The organism is Streptomyces sp. NPDC005070, from assembly GCF_053600395.1.
Map to the genome: position 1 here is coordinate 19,195 of NZ_JBSFZS010000085.1, position 15,963 is coordinate 35,157.

At 71.7% G+C, this 15,963-nt stretch carries 13 protein-coding genes; 2 read left to right on the top strand and 11 right to left on the bottom strand.

All coding sequences use genetic code 11. The features are described 5' to 3' along the window. From ACWEBX_RS25875 to ACWEBX_RS25925, 11 genes are all read right to left on the bottom strand, one after another. A complete protein-coding gene (locus ACWEBX_RS25875) occupies positions 1-2,676 on the bottom strand; it encodes a tetratricopeptide repeat protein (protein WP_451887217.1) in 2,676 nt (891 codons plus the stop codon). An 84-nt stretch (positions 2,677-2,760) separates the two neighbouring features. After that, positions 2,761-4,095 (bottom strand): hypothetical protein, encoded by a 1,335-nt coding sequence (locus tag ACWEBX_RS25880; protein ID WP_451887206.1) that lies wholly within the window; start codon positions 4,093-4,095, stop codon positions 2,761-2,763. 68 nt (positions 4,096-4,163) lie between these two features. Beyond that, positions 4,164-5,192 (bottom strand): glutamate ABC transporter substrate-binding protein, encoded by a 1,029-nt coding sequence (locus ACWEBX_RS25885; RefSeq protein ID WP_451887207.1) that lies wholly within the window; start codon positions 5,190-5,192, stop codon positions 4,164-4,166. A gap of 14 nt (positions 5,193-5,206) precedes the next feature. Then, positions 5,207-6,700: a hypothetical protein gene (locus ACWEBX_RS25890; RefSeq protein ID WP_451887208.1), complete on the bottom strand. Its 1,494-nt coding sequence runs from the start codon at positions 6,698-6,700 to the stop codon at positions 5,207-5,209. 286 nt (positions 6,701-6,986) lie between these two features. Then, positions 6,987-8,000, bottom strand: coding sequence for an N-acetylglucosamine kinase (locus ACWEBX_RS25895; RefSeq protein WP_451887209.1), 1,014 nt, complete (start codon positions 7,998-8,000; stop codon positions 6,987-6,989). Then, entirely contained in the window at positions 7,997-9,262 is a 1,266-nt protein-coding gene (locus ACWEBX_RS25900; protein WP_451887210.1) for a 6-phospho-beta-glucosidase, read from the bottom strand. The genes ACWEBX_RS25895 and ACWEBX_RS25900 overlap by 4 nt, the downstream gene beginning before the upstream one ends. A gap of 2 nt (positions 9,263-9,264) precedes the next feature. Then, positions 9,265-10,158, bottom strand: a complete 894-nt coding sequence (locus tag ACWEBX_RS25905; RefSeq protein WP_451887211.1) for a carbohydrate ABC transporter permease — start codon at positions 10,156-10,158, stop codon at positions 9,265-9,267. Positions 10,159-10,161: 3 nt separating this feature from the next. After that, a complete protein-coding gene (locus tag ACWEBX_RS25910; RefSeq protein ID WP_355763075.1) occupies positions 10,162-11,103 on the bottom strand; it encodes a carbohydrate ABC transporter permease in 942 nt (313 codons plus the stop codon). Between the two features lie 10 nt (positions 11,104-11,113). After that, positions 11,114-12,451, bottom strand: coding sequence for an ABC transporter substrate-binding protein (locus tag ACWEBX_RS25915; protein ID WP_451887212.1), 1,338 nt, complete (start codon positions 12,449-12,451; stop codon positions 11,114-11,116). Positions 12,452-12,532: 81 nt separating this feature from the next. Beyond that, positions 12,533-13,744, bottom strand: coding sequence for an ROK family transcriptional regulator (locus ACWEBX_RS25920; protein WP_451887213.1), 1,212 nt, complete (start codon positions 13,742-13,744; stop codon positions 12,533-12,535). Between the two features lie 253 nt (positions 13,745-13,997). After that, positions 13,998-14,834 (bottom strand): hypothetical protein, encoded by an 837-nt coding sequence (locus ACWEBX_RS25925; RefSeq protein ID WP_451887214.1) that lies wholly within the window; start codon positions 14,832-14,834, stop codon positions 13,998-14,000. A gap of 464 nt (positions 14,835-15,298) precedes the next feature. Here ACWEBX_RS25925 and ACWEBX_RS25930 point away from each other — a divergent pair, with 464 nt between their 5' ends. Then, positions 15,299-15,538 (top strand): hypothetical protein, encoded by a 240-nt coding sequence (locus ACWEBX_RS25930; protein ID WP_451887215.1) that lies wholly within the window; start codon positions 15,299-15,301, stop codon positions 15,536-15,538. Between the two features lie 120 nt (positions 15,539-15,658). After that, positions 15,659-15,856: a hypothetical protein gene (locus ACWEBX_RS25935; RefSeq protein ID WP_451887216.1), complete on the top strand. Its 198-nt coding sequence runs from the start codon at positions 15,659-15,661 to the stop codon at positions 15,854-15,856. Positions 15,857-15,963: the final 107 nt, after the last annotated feature.

Genomic DNA, 15,963 nt, shown 5'->3' on the forward strand with positions numbered 1-15,963 from the left:
TCACACCCACGTCCGGGGGCGGTAACGGTTTGCACGTTCCACCAGGTCGATCCTTTCCTCGCCGCCCCGCGCGAGCCGGGCCAGCGTCCGGTACGAACGTTCGAGGCCGAAACGGAGGCCACGTTCGTCCAACTCGCTGCCGAGCAGCGCGGTTCCGCCTCCGGAAGCCGGAGCGGAACCCTGGCTACCGGAGAGTACCCAGTCCAGCGCGCAGCCGAGGACCTCCGTCGACAACTGCTCGCGGCGCACCGCGTCCAGACCGAATCCGTCGAGCGCCTCCACCTGCCCGGCCGCGGCCGTCAGTTCGTCGAGGAACGGCGCCGCCGTGTCCGTGACCGGCCGCTGCCGCAGCCGCGCCCGCACGGCGGCGACACGCGCCGCCGTGTAGTGGATCGACGACTCCGGCACGGATTCCAGGGTGCGTACGGCGCCACGGCGGTCGCCCGCCGCGAGCTGCACCCTGGCCAGCCCGAACGCCGCGCTCACATAGCTGGGGTCGGTCGTCCACACCAGCCGGTAGTACTCGGCGGCGTTGTCGAGCTGGCCGAGCACCTCCGCGCAGACACCGAGGGCCAGCTTGGGCGCGGGCTCGCCGGGGAAGGCGTCGTAGACCGCGTCGAAGGACAGCGCCGCGGTCTCGTTCTCGCCGGTCGCCAGCGCCGTGACACCGCGGTACCAGACCACCCGCCAGTCGTCCGGGTGATCGGCCTCCAGCGCGTCGACGGCCGAGCCGGCGCCGCCGGGTTCACCCATCTCCAGGCGGGCCCGCAGCTCCCGCAGCCGGAGCTCCGGCGAAGCGGCGGGCGCGGCCCGCAGCGCGGCGATCAGCTCCGCGGGCGCGGACGCCATGAGCCCCGCGAGGAAACCGGCGTTCGGGTCGCCGGGGTCCACCCGCGGCACCGGCAGGGCGAGCGCGGTGGCCGCCGCCGGGACGGGTCTGACCAGGGCGGCCGAGGCGGGCGGACCGGGCGGCAGCGGCCGGCCCCCGTTGACCGCCGCGGGCGGCCGGGACACGCCCTTCTTCCCTCGCGCGGGGACCACACGGGCCCCCAGCCGCGACACGTCCGCGGCGGCCTTCCCGAACAGCTCGGTGTCGGTGACCCTGGTCTCGGGTCCGAACAGCGTCGACAGCGAAGGCCGCGCCCGCCCCGTCTGGAGCGAGACGACCTCGCGCAGCACGCCCGTGAGCTGCTCGGACATCTCCTGCGCCGAGGAGAACCGGCGGGCCGGGTCGGGGTCGGTGGCCCGGACGAGCAGCCGGTAGAACGACTCGTACTGCCGGAAGACCTCGATGTTGTCGGGGTCGGGCAGGGAGTCCACGAAGACGTTCGTGTAGCCCTGGAAGTCGAAGGCGAGGACGGCGAGCGTACGCGCGACGGTGTAGAGGTCGGAGGCGACCGAGGGGCCCACCTCGGCCACCTCGGGGGCCTGGTAGCCCACCGTGCCGTAGATGGCCGACTCGTCGTCGTCCATCCTGCGCACCGCGCCCATGTCGATCAGCTTGAGCTGGTCCTCTGTCTGGATCGCGTTGTCGACCTTGAAGTCGCAGTACAGCAGGTTGCGGCTGTGCAGATGGCCGAGGGCCTCCAGGGCCTCGATGCCGTACGCGCAGGCCTGCTCCACCGGCAGCGGGTCGCGCTTGCCGTCCGCCGTGCGCCGCCCGTTGGCCAGCTCCTTCAGCGACTTGCCGCCCACGTACTCCATGACGATGTACCCGTCCAGCGAACCCGTCCGCTGGTCGAGGTGCTCGACGAAGTTGTAGATCCGCACGATGTTGGCGTGCTCGATCTCCGCGAGGAAGCGCCGCTCGGAGATCGCGGCCGCCATCGCGTCCTGGTCGCCCGTGTCGAGCAGCCCCTTGAGAACCACCCAGCGGTCGGACACCGCGCGGTCGACGGCGAGATACACCCAGCCGAGCCCGCCGTGCGCCAGACAGCCCATCACCTCGTACTGGCCGTGCACCACGTCACCGGTGCGCAGCTTCGGCACGAACGAGTACGGGTGACCGCACTTCGTGCAGAACCCCTCGGTGCGGCCGGGCCGGTCGCCGCGCGAACGCCCCACCGGGGCACCGCAGTCGGAGCGCGAACAGAACCGTTTGCGCTCGGGCACCTCCGGGTTCTCCAGCACCATCTCGCGCGGATCGGGCCGCGGGACGCCCGGCACCTCGACGAGCCCGGCGCCGAGCCGGCCCCGCCCGGAGGAGGCCGTGGACGAACCGGAGCTGCGCACCGACACCGACCGGCCCGTCGACCGGCCCGACAGCGACCGCGACAGGCGTCCGGAGACCGAGCGCCGCGACTGCGAGGAGCGCGACGTACGCGTGCTGGAGCGTGAACCGCCGCGCACGCTGCCGCTGTCGGAGCCACCCGCTCCGCGCGCGGAGGAGCCGGACGACGCCGCACCCGCCCCACCCGCACCGGCCTTCGGCACGCTTCCGGACCGGGTGGACCCCGGTACCGGTTCGGCGGGGGCGAGGCCGCAGGTGTCGCAGTACAGCTCGCCGCCGCCCATGTCCTCGTACGACCCCGCGCAACCGGGCCGGCCGCACGTCCGCCCGCTCGCCGGCTGCTCGCCCTCAGCGGACTTGGGCACGCTTCCGGACCGGGTGGACCCCGGTACCGGTTCGGCGGGGGCGAGGCCGCAGGTGTCGCAGTACAGCTCGCCGCCGCCCATGTCCTCGTACGACCCCGCGCAACCGGGCCGGCCGCACGTCCGCTCACTCACCGGCTGCTCGCTCACACCGCATCCCTTCAACGCTCACGCGTCGGGCCCCCTCCGGTCCACACGGTCATGAGGACCGCCCTGCTCCGGCACCTGCGGACTCAGCACCTCGGCCGCCGCCCGCTGATAGCGCAGGACCGCCTCCTCCGCCACCCGCAGATCACAGGGAGCGCTCCACAGCATGCGCCGGGCCGCGTCGTAGCGCTCCACGAGGAACGGGTCCTCGGCGAAACCGAGCCGGGAGACCTTCGCCTTGTACGCGTCGAGACGGCCGCGCAGCTCGGCGCGGACCGCCAGCGGCTGGGTGACCGCGGTCAACGACTCCCGGGCTCGCAGGAGTTCGTCCTCGGCCTTCTCCTCCAGCGCCTCCAGCAGCGGCGAGAGGCGGTGCCACTGCGCGTGCCTGCGGTACTCCGCGGCCGTCGCGAGCTGCTCCTGGAGCGCCGTCGGCGGACCGCTGACGGCCGGCACCTCGGACGCGGCGATCTTCGCGAGGACCTCGCCGCGGGCACTGCGCGCCTCGGCGAGCGTGCGGTCCGCGCGGCTGAGCACGTCCCGCAGCTTCACCAGCCGCGCCTCGGCGTCCTGGCGCACCGTCAGGACCGCGTCGATCTCCCGGCGCACCTCCTCCAGGGCACGCGCCTCGCGGTCGTACACCGTCGTGTCCGGGCGGCCGCCGCCCGGCGCCGAACTGCCCTGGGCGGGAACCCAGAAGTCGAGCGGGTCGGAGACCACCCGCTCGCGCAGGGCGGTCAGGGTCCGGGTGATGCGCTCCAGATCGTCGCCCGAGGGGTGCTCGCCGGGGCGCACGCCCACGGAGTGCGCGAGCGCCCGGGTGCGCTGGAGCTCCGCGGCCAGTAAATCTATGCGGGCGGGCAGCGCGGACCACACGGCGTCCGCGGTCACGACCATGTCGAGCGAGGCCGCGTACAGCTCGTTCATCCGGTCCACCAGGCCCGCCAGCGAGAACCGCTCGCTGAGCTTGCCGGTGCCGGCCAGGGTCGGCGCGTTCGCGGTGGCCGTGGTGGAACCGGCGACCGTGATGCCCGAACCGCGCAGCAGCTCGGTCAGTTCGACCAGGTCCTCACGGCTGGACCAGCGTCTGCGGGACCGGATCTCGCGCGCGGAGCGCAGCGCGTCCGCGTACGCGTCGAAGTACGCCCACAGCAAGGTGATCGACGCCTCCGCGGATGCCCAGCGCTCCTTGGTCGTGCCGGTGAGTTCGGCGCCTTCCAGGAGTCTGCGGCCCGCGTGGTCCTGCAGGGCCAGGAGCGAGGTCTCGATGGCCTCATGCTCCGCGCCCAGGCGCGCCAGCGCACGGTCCGCCTCGTCCCGGTCCATCACCGGCCCGGGGGGTCCCGTGACGCCCATCGATCACCTCTCGTTCTCGTGCGTTCCCGGCGGCTCGGTGTGTGCCGCCGGGCAACTCTCCAGTCGTATCAGGTCGTTTGCTTGTACTGGGCGACCGGCGGGTCCTCCGAGGGGGATTCGGGCCCGAGGGTCGGAGCGAGCCATTTGTCGTACGACTGCCGCCAGCCGTCCTTGCGGTAGTCGGCGAGGACCCGGTTGACCCGGCGTACCAGGTCGTCGTCCGACCCCTTCTTCATCGCCACGCCGTAGAACTCGGTGGTGAAGGTGCCGCCCTTGAGCGCGACCGTGGGGTCCTGGGCGGCCTGGCTCGCGGCGAGCGCCCCGTCGGTCACCACCGCGTCGGCCTCGCCGAGCTGGAGGCGCACCAGGCAGTCGAGCTGGTTGGGCACGGGAGGGGAGACCTTGGCGCCGGAGGCGAGCCGGCCCGCGTCCCGGTCGGCCGTCAGCCGATCGTAGGCGGTGGAGCCCGACGCCGAGCAGATCCTCTTGCCGGCCAGGCTCTTGTCGTACCCCGTCACGGAGGACTGTGCCGGGGCCAGCACCTGCTGGCCGGTCTTGAAGTAGGGCGCGGAGAACGCGACCTGCTGGAGACGGTCGCAGTTGATCGTCATCGTGCGCACGACCATGTCGACCTTGCCGCTCTGGATCGCGGGGATGCGCTGGCTGGTGGGAATCGCCCGGAACTGGACGGCGTCCGGGTCGCCCAGGATGTCCTTGGCGATCGCGTGGACCAGGTCGATGTCGAAGCCCTCCAGGTTGCTGCCGGCTTCCGGGTTGTTCGGGTCGCGGTAGCCCCAGTGGTAGCTGTTCTGGTCGACGCCGACGATCAGCCGCCGGTCCGTGCGGTTCTTGATGGCCTCGATCGTCGGCCCGTCCGCGCCCGAGGGGGCGGGACTCTGGTTCTGCGGGTCGGTGCACTGCGCGGCCCTGGCCTGGGTGCCATGGGCCACGCCCTGTCCGCCGGCGCCCGTGACGCCGTCCCCGCGCGCGGAGTTCGGCAGCAGCAGCGCGAGGACGAGGGCCGTCGCACAGGCGAGCGCCATCGCGCCCACGCCGCCCCAGCCCTTCAGGCTCGCCCGCAGACGTCGTGCGTTCATCGCCGCTCCCCCTCTCACCGGTACTCCGAAAGCCTGCGGCCGATGCCGAGCACCGCGCCCGCGGCGGCCAGCACGGCGAGGACCGCGGCGCCGAGCGGGAGGCCGGTCATGGCGCCCAGGCCGTCGCCCGCCGCCCGCTGGAACTCGTCCTGCTCGTGCGTGAGCGCGATCCCCAGGTTCTTGTCGACGCCGTCGAAGCACTCACCCGTGGGCTTCTTGTCGACGGAGCCGATGACCCGGTCCAGCGCGACCTGGTACTCGCCGTCGTTGTCGGCCCTGCGGGCCTCCGCGTGACGCTGCTTCCAGACCTCCATGTTGGCGGTCGCGGCCTGGACGGGCTTCTCGCCCGAGCCGTCGTTCGCGAGGCCCGCCGCCTCGGCGAGGCGGCGGGTGAGCGCCTTCATGTCCTGGTCGAAGTTGTAGTCGTACAGGTCCTTGGTCGTCTTGCCGTCGGCCAGGGTCTTGGTCTCCGCGCCCCGGCTGACCAGGGTGAGGTTCTCGTTGCCCCGCGCCTTCAGGGACGCGATCTGGGCGTCGTGCAGCACGTTCAGGGAACGGACCCCGTGGTCGTACGACTCGTTCAGTCCGGACCGGGCGACCGTGTGGCCGACGGTGAGCCACAGGAGCACGGCCAGCGACGCCGCGGTGGCGGCGGCCATGCCCTGGTTCAGCACCCGGTTCGTACGGTGGTAGTTGCGGCGCTGGGCCCACGCGAGGGCGCCGAGCGCGACGAGGCCGAGGGCGATCGCCGCCCACGGGTAGGGCTTCGCGTCGGCGTAGTCGGCGTTCAGCCGCCGGTTCTCACTCAGGTAGAGCTGCTCGGCCTTCGGGAGCATCTCCTGCTGCATCGTGTCGTTCGCGTACCGCAGATACGCGCCGCCCAGCGGGTAGCCCTGCCGGTTGTTGGCGCGGGCCCGCTCGATCAGGCCCTTGTACTCGGGCAGCAGCTCGTTGAGCTGGGAGATCGTCTTGGCCGAAGGGGAGCCCGGCTCGGAGCTGTTGGCCGCGGTGATCAGCTTCGCGGCCGCCGTTCTGATGTCCTCCTCGTAGCGCTCGCGCGTGCCCTGCGTCTCCTGACCGCCCGCCAGGAAGCCGCTGGAGGCCGTGGTGTTGGCGTCGGCGAGCGAGCGGTAGATGTCCGCGGCGCTCGCGCTCAGCGGCTGGCTGCTGTGCAGCACGTTGTCCGCGGCGGCCGAACGCTCCGTCATCTGCCAGGCGGTGACCGAGCCGAACGCGACGACCAGCAGGGCGAGGAGGGCACCGATGATCCGCAGCCGCCCCGGCTCCGTCGTCGCCGCGGAGCGCAGCCGGTCCACACCCTCCGCCCACGCCGTGCGCCGCGGTGCCGCTTCGGGAGCCGGGGGAGGACCCGGCGGGGCGCCGAACCCGCCCTGGGCCAGGGGGGATCCGCCCGGCGGCCGGGGAGGCCCGGACTGGGCCGGTACGGCCGGCATCGTGGGCACGCCCTGCCCCGGTGGCGCCGCGCTGCCCTTCGGCGGGTGTGTCACTGTCGACCTCCCCCATGGTCATCCGTTCGGGCACGCTCACCGCGGACGCGGTGGGCGCGGCCGGCCGGCGTACGTGCACGGCGGCAAGTATCGCCGCCCTTACCGGCATCCGCACAGGCCTTGCCTGGATCTTGTTCGGATCACGGCGCAGCACGATTCCCCCGTGCCACCCCCCTTCTCATGAACACGTGTTCCGGATCGGATTGGTTCCCGCCCTCCGCGCCAGGTCGTGGACGGTCCCGGAGTCCCGGGCGCCGCCCCCGGCGCCCGGGCCCCGCGGGCCTCCTCAGTCCCGTTCGTAGAACGCCCGCACGCGCGCGTGGATCTCGCCCGCGGCCCGGACGTGGTCCAGGCCCAGGAGCGCGGCGCCCAGGACCGGCGGGGCGGTGACCACCCGGGGGACCGCCTTGGGCGCGCGGACGGCCAGGAGTTCGCGGACCCGGTCGTCGAGCCGGGGATGGCGGGCGGCGAGGATGCTGCCGCCGAGGAGGACCGGGGTCTCCTCGGCGAGCAGACCGAGGCGGTCCAGGGCCACCGTCGCCATCGCGACCACCTCGTCCGCGAGACGGTCGACGAGCGCGCGGGCCACCGGGTCGCCGTCCGCCGAAGTGGCGAACAGGACCGGGGTCACCTCGTGGCGCCGCGCGTTCGGGATGTGCTCCAGGTGCAGTGCCTCGATGAGCGCGTACATGGAGTCCAGGCCGAAGTGCGCGGGCAGGGTGCGGGCCAGCGCGGTCTCCCCGCCCCGGCCGTCCTCGGCCCGTGCCGCGTGCCACAGGGCTTCCTCCGCCAGACCCCAGCCGCCGCCCCAGTCGCCCGAGATGCGGCCGATGGCGGGGAAACGGGCGGTGCGGCCGTCGGGCCGCATGCCGACACAGTTGATGCCGGCCCCGCAGACCACGGCGACACCGCGTGGCTCGGCGATCCCGGCCCGCAGGATCGCGAAGGTGTCGTTGCGCACCTCCACCCCCGCGCCCCACGCGCGCGCGTGCAGCGCGGCGGCCAACTGCTCCTCCTCCACCGGCAGATCGGCGTTGGCGAGACACGCGGAGACATGGGCGACCGAGGTGACGCCCGCCTCGTCGAAGGCCCGTCGCACGGCGTCGGCGACGGCGTCCACCGCCGTCTCGACGCCGACGGCGGGGGGCCGGAACCCGCCCCCGCGCGCGGTGCCCGCCACCGTGCCGTCCGCGGCCACCACGGCGACGTCGGTCTTGCTGTTCCCCGCGTCGATGGCCAGTACGAGGCCCGCGGGGCCGGACCCGGCGGCCGTTCCGGCACCGGTTTCCGTTGACGTCATGCCCACGCGAGGTGCTCCCGGTTGTGCGCGATCAACTGGTCGGTCAGGGTGTCGGCCAGGGCGTACTGGCCGACCAGGGGGTGGGCGAGCAGCGCCCGGAAGACCCGGTCGCGCCCGCCGCGCAGGGCGGCGTCCAGGGCGAGATCCTCGTACGCGGTCACGTTCGCCATGAGTCCCGCGTAGAGCGGGTCGACGGCCGGCACCGGCAGCGGGGCGGTCCCCTTGGCGCCGACCGCGGCCTGCACCTCGATCACCGCGTCGTCCGGCAGGAACGGCAGGGTCCCCCGGTTGTACGTGTTCACCACCTGGTAGGGGCTGCCGCCCCCGCCGAGCAGCGCGGCCGCGAGGTCGACGGCCGCCTCGGAGTAGTACGCGCCGCCCCGCTTCGCCAGCAGTTCCGGCTTCTCGTCGAGTGCCGGGTCGCCGTACATGGCCAGGAGTTGCCGCTCCATCTCCGCCACCTCGGCGGCGCGGGAGGGCTTGGTGCGCAGTTCCCGGACGACCTCGTCGTGCGCGTAGAAGTAGCGCAGGTAGTACGAGGGGACCACGCCGAGGCGCTCGACCAGGGAGAGGGGCAGACGCAGGTCCGCGGCGACGGAGTCGCCGTGCTCGGCGAGCAGCCGGGGCAGGACGTTCTCGCCCGCGGGGCCGCCCAGGCGCACACCGGTCTCCCAGGTGAGGTGGTTGAGACCCACATGGTCGAGATGTACATCGGTGGGGGAGACCCCGAGCAGCGCGGCGAACTTCCGCTGGAAGCCGATCGCCACGTTGCACAGGCCGACCGCCTTGTGGCCGGCCTGGAGCAGGGCGCGCGTCACGATGCCGACCGGGTTGGTGAAGTCGATGATCCACGCGTCCGGGTTGGTGCGGCGGACCCGCTCGGCGATGTCCAGGACCACCGGAACCGTGCGCAGCGCCTTGGCCAGGCCGCCCGCGCCGGTCGTCTCCTGCCCGACGCAGCCGCACTCCAGCGGCCAGGTCTCGTCCTGCTCGCGGGCCGCCTGGCCGCCGACGCGCAGTTGGAGGAGCACGGCGTCGGCGCCCTCGACACCCGCGTCCAGGTCGGAGGTGGTGACGATCCGGCCGGGGTGACCCTGCCGGGCGAAGATCCGGCGGGCCAGGCCGCCGACGAGCTCCAGGCGCTCGGCGGCCGGGTCGACGAGGACGAGTTCCTCGACGGGCAGGGTGTCCCTGAGCCGGGCGAAGCCGTCGATGAGTTCGGGGGTGTAGGTCGACCCTCCGCCGACCACGGTGAGTTTCATGGTTAGCCCTTCACTCCGGTGAGCGTGACGCCCTCGACGAACGCCTTCTGCGCGAAGAAGAACACGAGGATCACGGGGGCCATGACCAGGACGGTCGCGGCCATGGTGAGATTCCAGTCGGTGTGGTGCGCGCCCTTGAACGACTCCAGGCCGTAGCTGAGCGTCCAGGCGCCCGGGTTCTCGGACGCGTAGATCTGGGGGCCGAAGTAGTCGTTCCAGGCGTAGAAGAACTGGAAGAGCGCGACGGCCGCGATGCCGGGCTTCGCCATCGGCAGGACGACCTTCAGCAGGGTCCGCAGGTCCCCGCAGCCGTCGACCTTGGCGGCGTCCAGGTACTCGTTCGGGATGGTCATCAGGAACTGGCGCAGCAGGAAGATGGAGAACGCGTCCCCGAACGCCATCGGGATGATCAGCGGCCACAGGGTGCCGGACAGGTCGAGCTGCTTGGCCCAGAACAGGTACATGGGGATGATCACGACCTGCGGCGGCAGCATCATCATCGAGATGACCAGCATCAGCGACAGATTCCGGCCGCGGAAGCGGAACTTGGCGAGGGCGTAGGCGACGGGGATCGACGAGACGACGGTCAGGACCGTGCCGAAGCCGGCGTACAGCAGCGTGTTCTTCCACCACGTGAGGAAGCCCGGGGTGTCGAAGACCTTCTTGTAGTTGCCCCACTCCCAGGTGTGCGGGATCAGGTCGCGGCTGAGTGCCTGGGTGTCGCTCATGAGCGAGGTCAGGAACACGAACACGAAGGGCAGCACGAAGAAGAGGGCGGTCGCGACGCCGAGGGAGTGGACCGCGACCCATTCCAGGAGGGCCCTGCGGCGGGCGGTGCGTTCGGCGGGGGAGACCTGCGCGGTCGACCTCACCGGCTTGTCGAGTACTTGGGTCATGGGTCAGTCACCTGCCTGGATGAGACCGCCCCGGCGCCGCATCAGGAACGCGGTGAACACCATGGACAGGGCGAACAGCACGAGCGCGACCACACAGGCGGAGCCGTAGTCGAAGCGCTGGAAGCCGAGGTTGTAGACGAGCTGGGGCAGGGTGAGCGTCGACTTGTCGGGGTAGCCGGGCTCGAACTGCGTGCCGGCGCCCTGGATGACGCCCGAGGCGACCTTCCCGGCGATCAGCGGCTGTGTGTAGTACTGCATGGTCTGGATGACCCCGGTGACCACGGCGAACATCACGATGGGCGAGATGTTCGGCAGCGTGACGTACCGGAAGCGCTGCCAGGCCGAGGCGCCGTCCAGCTCGGCGGCCTCGTACTGCTCGGTCGGCACGTCCAGCAGCGCGGCCATGAAGATGACCATCAGGTCGCCGATGCCCCACAGGGCCAGCAGGGTCAGGGCGGGCTTGGACCAGGAGGGGTCGTTGAACCAGCCGGGTGCCGTGATGCCCGCCTTCTCCAGGATCGAGTTGACGGGTCCCGTACCGGGGTTGAGGAGGAAGGCGAAGGCCATGGTGGCGGCCACCGGCGGGGCGAGGTAGGGCAGATAGAAGAGGGTGCGGAAGACACCCGTGCCCGTCCTGATCTTCGTGATCAGCAGTCCGACGCCGAGCCCGAACAGCACCCGCAGGGTCACCATGACGAGGACCAGCCACAGGGTGTTGCGCAACGCGGGCCAGAACAGCGGGTAGTTCTCGAAGACGTAGCGCCAGTTCTGCGTCCCGCTCCACGTCGGCGCCCTGAAGCCGTCGTAGTGCATGAAGGAGAAGTAGACGGTCGAGATCAGCGGGTAGGCGAAGAAGACCGCGAAGCCGATCAGCCAGGGCGACATGAAGGCGAGGGTCCGCAGCGCCGACCTGCGGCGCTTCGAGGCGAGCGTGACAGTACTCATGTCCGTGCGGCTACTTCGCCTGCGCGATGTCCGTGTCGATCTGCCGGGCCGTGGCCGCGAGGCCCGCCTTCAGATCCTTGGTCCTGCCGCTCTCGTAGTCGTATCCGAACTGCTGGATCGTCACGAGGTAGGTGCCGCCGTTGATGGACGCCGGGGTCGTCGTCGAGTTCGGGTTCGAGGCGATGTCCAGGAACGTCTTGAAGCGCGGGTCGTACTTCAGCTTCGGCGACTTGAGGGCGGCGAGCGTCGAGGGCACGTTGTGGATGTCGTTGGCGAAGCCGACCACCGCGTCCGTGTTCGTGGTCATGTACTTGACCAGCTCCCAGGCCGCGTTCTGCTTCTTGCTGGTGGACGGGATGCCCGCGATCGTTCCGGTGATGTACCCCTTGCCGTACTGGTCCGCCCGGTCGTCCGGGACGGGCAGCGGGGCGACACCGATCTCGAAGTCCGGCTTGGCCTCCTCGGCCATGCCGAGCCGCCATTCGCCGTCGAGCTGCATGGCCACCTGGCCGGTGTGGAACGGGTGCTTGGGGCCCCACTCGTCACCGAGCTTGGAGCGGAAGGTCTCCAGCTTCTTGAATCCGCCGAGTTCGTCGACGAGCTTCTTCTGGAGGGTGAACCCGGCCGTGAAGGCGGGGTCCTTGGCGATGTTCGACTTGCCGTCGCCGTCGAAGTACGTCGGCGAGAACTGCCCGAAGTAGTGCTCGGTGGTGGACTCCCAGCCGTGGTAGTTCGGCATGAAGCCGAGCTGGGAGTACGAGTCGCCCTGGGCGATCGTGAGCTTCTTGGCGTCCTTCTCGAACTCGGACCAGGTCTTCGGCGGGGAGGCGATCCCGGCCTTCGCGAACGCGTCCTTGTTGTAGTAGAGCCCGTACGCGTCACCGAGGAGCGGCACCGTGCAGCGGTTGCCGTCGAACTGGGTGTACTCGCTCATCGTCTTCGGGAAGACCGCCCCGGGGTCGACGTGCGCCTTCTTGAAGAAGGGGTTCAGATCGACGAAGGCGCCGGACGAGCAGAACTTGCCCACGTTGTTGGTGGTGAAGGACGAGACCACGTCCGGGGCCTTGTCGCCGCCCGCGCGCAGCGCCTGGTTGATCTTGTCGTCGGTCATGTTGCCGACGATGTTCACGTGGATGTTGGGGTGCGCCTTCTCGAAGCCGGCGACCAGCGACTTCACGGCCTTGACCTCGTTCGGCGCGCTCCAGCCGTGCCAGAAGTTGATCGTCTGTTCCTTGGAGGCGTCGTCGCCCCCGCCGCTGTCGGACTGGCCGGTACAGGCGGTGGCGAGGAGCGCTATCGAGGCGGAGGCGGCGAGTGCGACGGCCGCCTTTCGTGACATTCCGGGCATGGCGGGAACTCCCTGCGAAGGACGGGGCGGGGCATGACGGGGTGTGGGCTCGGGAAGGGGGAGCGACGGAGTGGGGCGGACTCAGCGGGAGGTGTCGAAGACCTCGTCGCGGGTGGCCGCCAGGGCGCTCTCCAGCGCCCCGCGCAGCACGGGGTGTTCGTGGACGTCGCCGACCACGAGGCGCGGCCGGGACGCGGCCAACTCCTCCAGTTCGGCCTGGACCAGGGCGCGCAGCGGTTCGCCGCCCGCGGTGAGCGAGGCTCCGCTGAGGACGACCAGTTCGGGGTCGAGCACGGAGACGAGGGAGGCCAGACCGGTGGCGAGTCCGGTCGCGTACCTCTCCAGGAGCTGCCGGTAGGGGCCCGCGTCGACGGCGGCGGCCCGTTCGACGAGGGTCGCCGCGACCTCGGTGTACGGGCCGGTGGGCAGGTCCTGGACGCCGAGTTCGCGGGCCAGCGCGGGGATGGCCTGGGAGCCGGCGAGTTCCTGGTAGCCACCGCTGTTGGCCCGGGTCACCTGGCGCACCAGGGGCGCACCGGGCACCGGCAGGAAGCCGACCTCGCCCGCGCCGCCGGTCCAGCCGCGGTGCAGCCGGCCGCCGAGGACGAGGGCGGCGCCGAGGCCGCCCTCGTTCCACAGCAGGACGAAGTCCTCGTGTCCCCGGGCGGCGCCGAGCCGCTGCTCGGCGATGGCGACGAGGTTGACGTCGTTCTCGTACTCGACGGGCATCGGCAGTGCCGCGGCCAGTTCGTCGAGCAGGGTGGGGGAGTGCCAGCCGGGCAGGTGGGAGGCGTAGCGCAGCCGGCCGGTGTTGGGGTCGAAGGCGCCGGGGGTCGCGATGACCAGGCGGCGGACGTCGTCGCGGGCGAGCCCGGCGGCCTTCACCGCGCCGTCCAGGGCGTCGGTGACCTGGCGCACGACGGGCTGCGACGGGCGGCGGCCGGGGGTGGGCAGTTCGTACGTGCCGATCGTGCGGCCGGTGATGTCGGCGACGGCGGCGAGGACGCGCTCGGGGGTGACGTCGAGACCCGCGGCGTGGGCGGCGCCCGGATTGACCTCGTAGAGCTGGGCGCTGGGGCCCGGCCGGCCCTCGCTGGTGCCGGTGGCCAGGACGAGCCCGGCGGCTTCCAGACGGGCGAGGAGCTGGGAGGCGGTGGGCTTGGACAGCCCGGTGAGCTTCCCGATCCGGGTCCGCGAGAGCGGCCCGTGCGCGAGCAGCAGATCGAGGGCGGCGCGGTCGTTCATCGCGCGCAGGACGCGCGGGGTGCCCGGCGTACCGGCGGATCCTGCCATGTCTGTCGCCACCTGCCCTTCCTCGACCGACCAGCTTCCCAGGGGTGCCTTCGGGAAGTCCACCCAAGATCATTGTTAGGAAAGTTTCCTATTGCTGGTGCGAGGAAAGTAGGCCGGAGGTGGTGCGGGCGTCAAGAGCAACCGCCGTCCGGATCGCGGAGTCGTCGCCGGAACGCGCGAAGCCGCCCCCGCCGCGGACGAGTTCGTCTGCTGCGGGGGCGGCTCGGGCGGTACGGGGAGGCCCTGGCCTCGGTTACCTCACGTCGACGTAGTCGCCGGTGGCCGTGGCGGTGCCCGTGGTGGACGTGCCCGCGAACGAGTAGCGGTACGAGCCGTCGGTCGAGGCCTTGACCGTGGTGCTCAGGGCGCCCGCGGTGCCGGAGGTCACCGTCTTGACGGTCTTGTAGGCGGTGGCGCCCTTGGCCCTGAACTGGAGGGCGGCCGGCTGGCCCTTGTAGCCGGTGTACTTGCCGGACGCCCAGTCGGCGCGGGTCAGCGCGCCCTTGACGGTGAGCGTGGCGCCCTTCTTCACCGGCTCGGGAGTGGCGTTGACGGTGAGCTTCGCGGCGCGCTTGACCTGCGTGGAGCCGGGAACCCCCCACATGTCGTAGCCGAACTGCATGCTGATGTGGTTGTCGGAGTCGTCGTTGTCCGAGGTGTTGCTGCTGTAGAAGCCGGCCACCTTCCAGGTGCCGGCGTCCGCCGCCTCGTAGAGGTAGTCCCCGGGCTCGATGTAGATGGCCTCGGTGCAGGACTGCGTGACCATCGTGGCGGTCGTGGCCGTCGTGGTGCAGGTCGGGGCGTCGTCCGGCCCCAGTTCGTTCTCCTGCCGCGAGAGCGACGCCCCGCGGTACAGGAGGATGCCCGCGACGCTCTTCATGTCGTCGATGACGAGGTCGGCCGGGCGCACGAAGGTGTAGGTGACCGGGACCTTCACCGTCTTGGTGGTGCCGACGACGATCGGCTTGCCCTTGTTCACCACCACATGGGAGAAGGAGAGGTCCGGCGTGGCGGCCGACGCGGACGGCGCGGCCAGGGCGGACAGGGCCAGGGCGCCGGACACGGCGGCGCCTATGGCGTACTTGCGCATGGTTCCCCACATTCGAGGCGGGCCCCCGGGCGTTGAGCTCCAGAACAAGGGCCCGCTGTCGCTGCGACAGTAGACGGTCGGACAAGGTGGCCGGAATGCGGGGGCCTTGTGAAGACGATCAGTCGCGCGCCGGTGTGCGCGGCGGCGGCCGGGGGCAGGAAGTCCGTGCCGGTGCGTCAGGAGCGTGATCGCCCAGGCCCATTACGGCTTCGTCACGATCAGCCGGCCGCGGACGGGGTGGGGTGCGGGGTTTTGTGCCGATGCGCACCTCTCGGGGAGGGGGGATTTCACCGTGCTGGTGACGGTTGACGGGGCCTTCCCCCACCTTCCTCACAGGAATCCCTTCCTATGATCCGCCGCATGAAGCTGAACCGTTCGGCGCGGGGTGTGCCGGCCTGGCCGGGGGGCCGCTCGTGAAGCTACTGATGGCGTGCTGGCGCGCGGCCGGGGCCAGGTGCGTGCCGGTGGCGCTCCCCCTGATGGCCGTCGACTTCGTGGACGACGGCTTCACGCGTGACTCGGTGGCCGGCGCGCTGGTCGGCAGGCCGTTGATCTGGGCGGTCCTGACGCTCGGCTGGGCGGCTTTCGGGGTGCGGTCGCTGCGGCGGCGGGCCGGTACGGCCGGTATCGCGCTCTCCGGCGCGGCGCTGGACGACCGGCAGAAGCACGTGCTGCGTCCGGTGCGGATCGCGGACGGGTGGTAGGAGCGGGTCCGCGGGGAACTGCTGGCCTCGGAGCGGTCGTTCCTCGTCGCCGAGAAGGGCCGCGAGGAGGTCCACTTCCGGTGGCGTCCCGGGCGGAAGGACCGGTCGGTCTGGGGGTCGATGACTTTTGACGAGCCTTCGGGAGACGTCGTCCTCGACGTCCGGGACGGCGAGGAGCTCCCGGGGGTGGCCGCCCTGGGCAAGGGGTCGGCGTTCACCGCCGTGTGCCAGATAGCCGGGGCGACCGGGCTGGAGGCGGCACCGCTCGCGGAGGAACACCCGACGGGCGCGAGCGACGGACCGGCCGGCCCGCGCTGAGGACGAAGGGGCGGCTGACGGCTGAGCAGCGGCTGGGGACGCAGGAGTGGCTGACGGCGAAGCAGCGGCTGACGACGAAGGGGCGGCGCCCGGGTGTTCCGGGCAGA

What these genes read in the sequence shown, in the direction of transcription:
- ACWEBX_RS25925 (WP_451887214.1), bottom strand. Translation starts at nt 14,834, where the DNA reads ATGCGCAAGTACGCCATAGGCGCCGCCGTGTCCGGCGCCCTGGCCCTG.
- ACWEBX_RS25895 (WP_451887209.1), bottom strand. Translation starts at nt 8,000, where the DNA reads ATGACGTCAACGGAAACCGGTGCCGGAACGGCCGCCGGGTCCGGCCCC.
- ACWEBX_RS25910 (WP_355763075.1), bottom strand. Translation starts at nt 11,103, where the DNA reads ATGAGTACTGTCACGCTCGCCTCGAAGCGCCGCAGGTCGGCGCTGCGG.
- ACWEBX_RS25880 (WP_451887206.1), bottom strand. Translation starts at nt 4,095, where the DNA reads ATGGGCGTCACGGGACCCCCCGGGCCGGTGATGGACCGGGACGAGGCG.
- ACWEBX_RS25920 (WP_451887213.1), bottom strand. Translation starts at nt 13,744, where the DNA reads ATGGCAGGATCCGCCGGTACGCCGGGCACCCCGCGCGTCCTGCGCGCG.
- ACWEBX_RS25885 (WP_451887207.1), bottom strand. Translation starts at nt 5,192, where the DNA reads ATGAACGCACGACGTCTGCGGGCGAGCCTGAAGGGCTGGGGCGGCGTG.
- ACWEBX_RS25900 (WP_451887210.1), bottom strand. Translation starts at nt 9,262, where the DNA reads ATGAAACTCACCGTGGTCGGCGGAGGGTCGACCTACACCCCCGAACTC.
- ACWEBX_RS25905 (WP_451887211.1), bottom strand. Translation starts at nt 10,158, where the DNA reads ATGACCCAAGTACTCGACAAGCCGGTGAGGTCGACCGCGCAGGTCTCC.
- ACWEBX_RS25875 (WP_451887217.1), bottom strand. Translation starts at nt 2,676, where the DNA reads ATGGGCGGCGGCGAGCTGTACTGCGACACCTGCGGCCTCGCCCCCGCC.
- ACWEBX_RS25935 (WP_451887216.1), top strand. Translation starts at nt 15,659, where the DNA reads ATGACTTTTGACGAGCCTTCGGGAGACGTCGTCCTCGACGTCCGGGAC.
- ACWEBX_RS25915 (WP_451887212.1), bottom strand. Translation starts at nt 12,451, where the DNA reads ATGCCCGGAATGTCACGAAAGGCGGCCGTCGCACTCGCCGCCTCCGCC.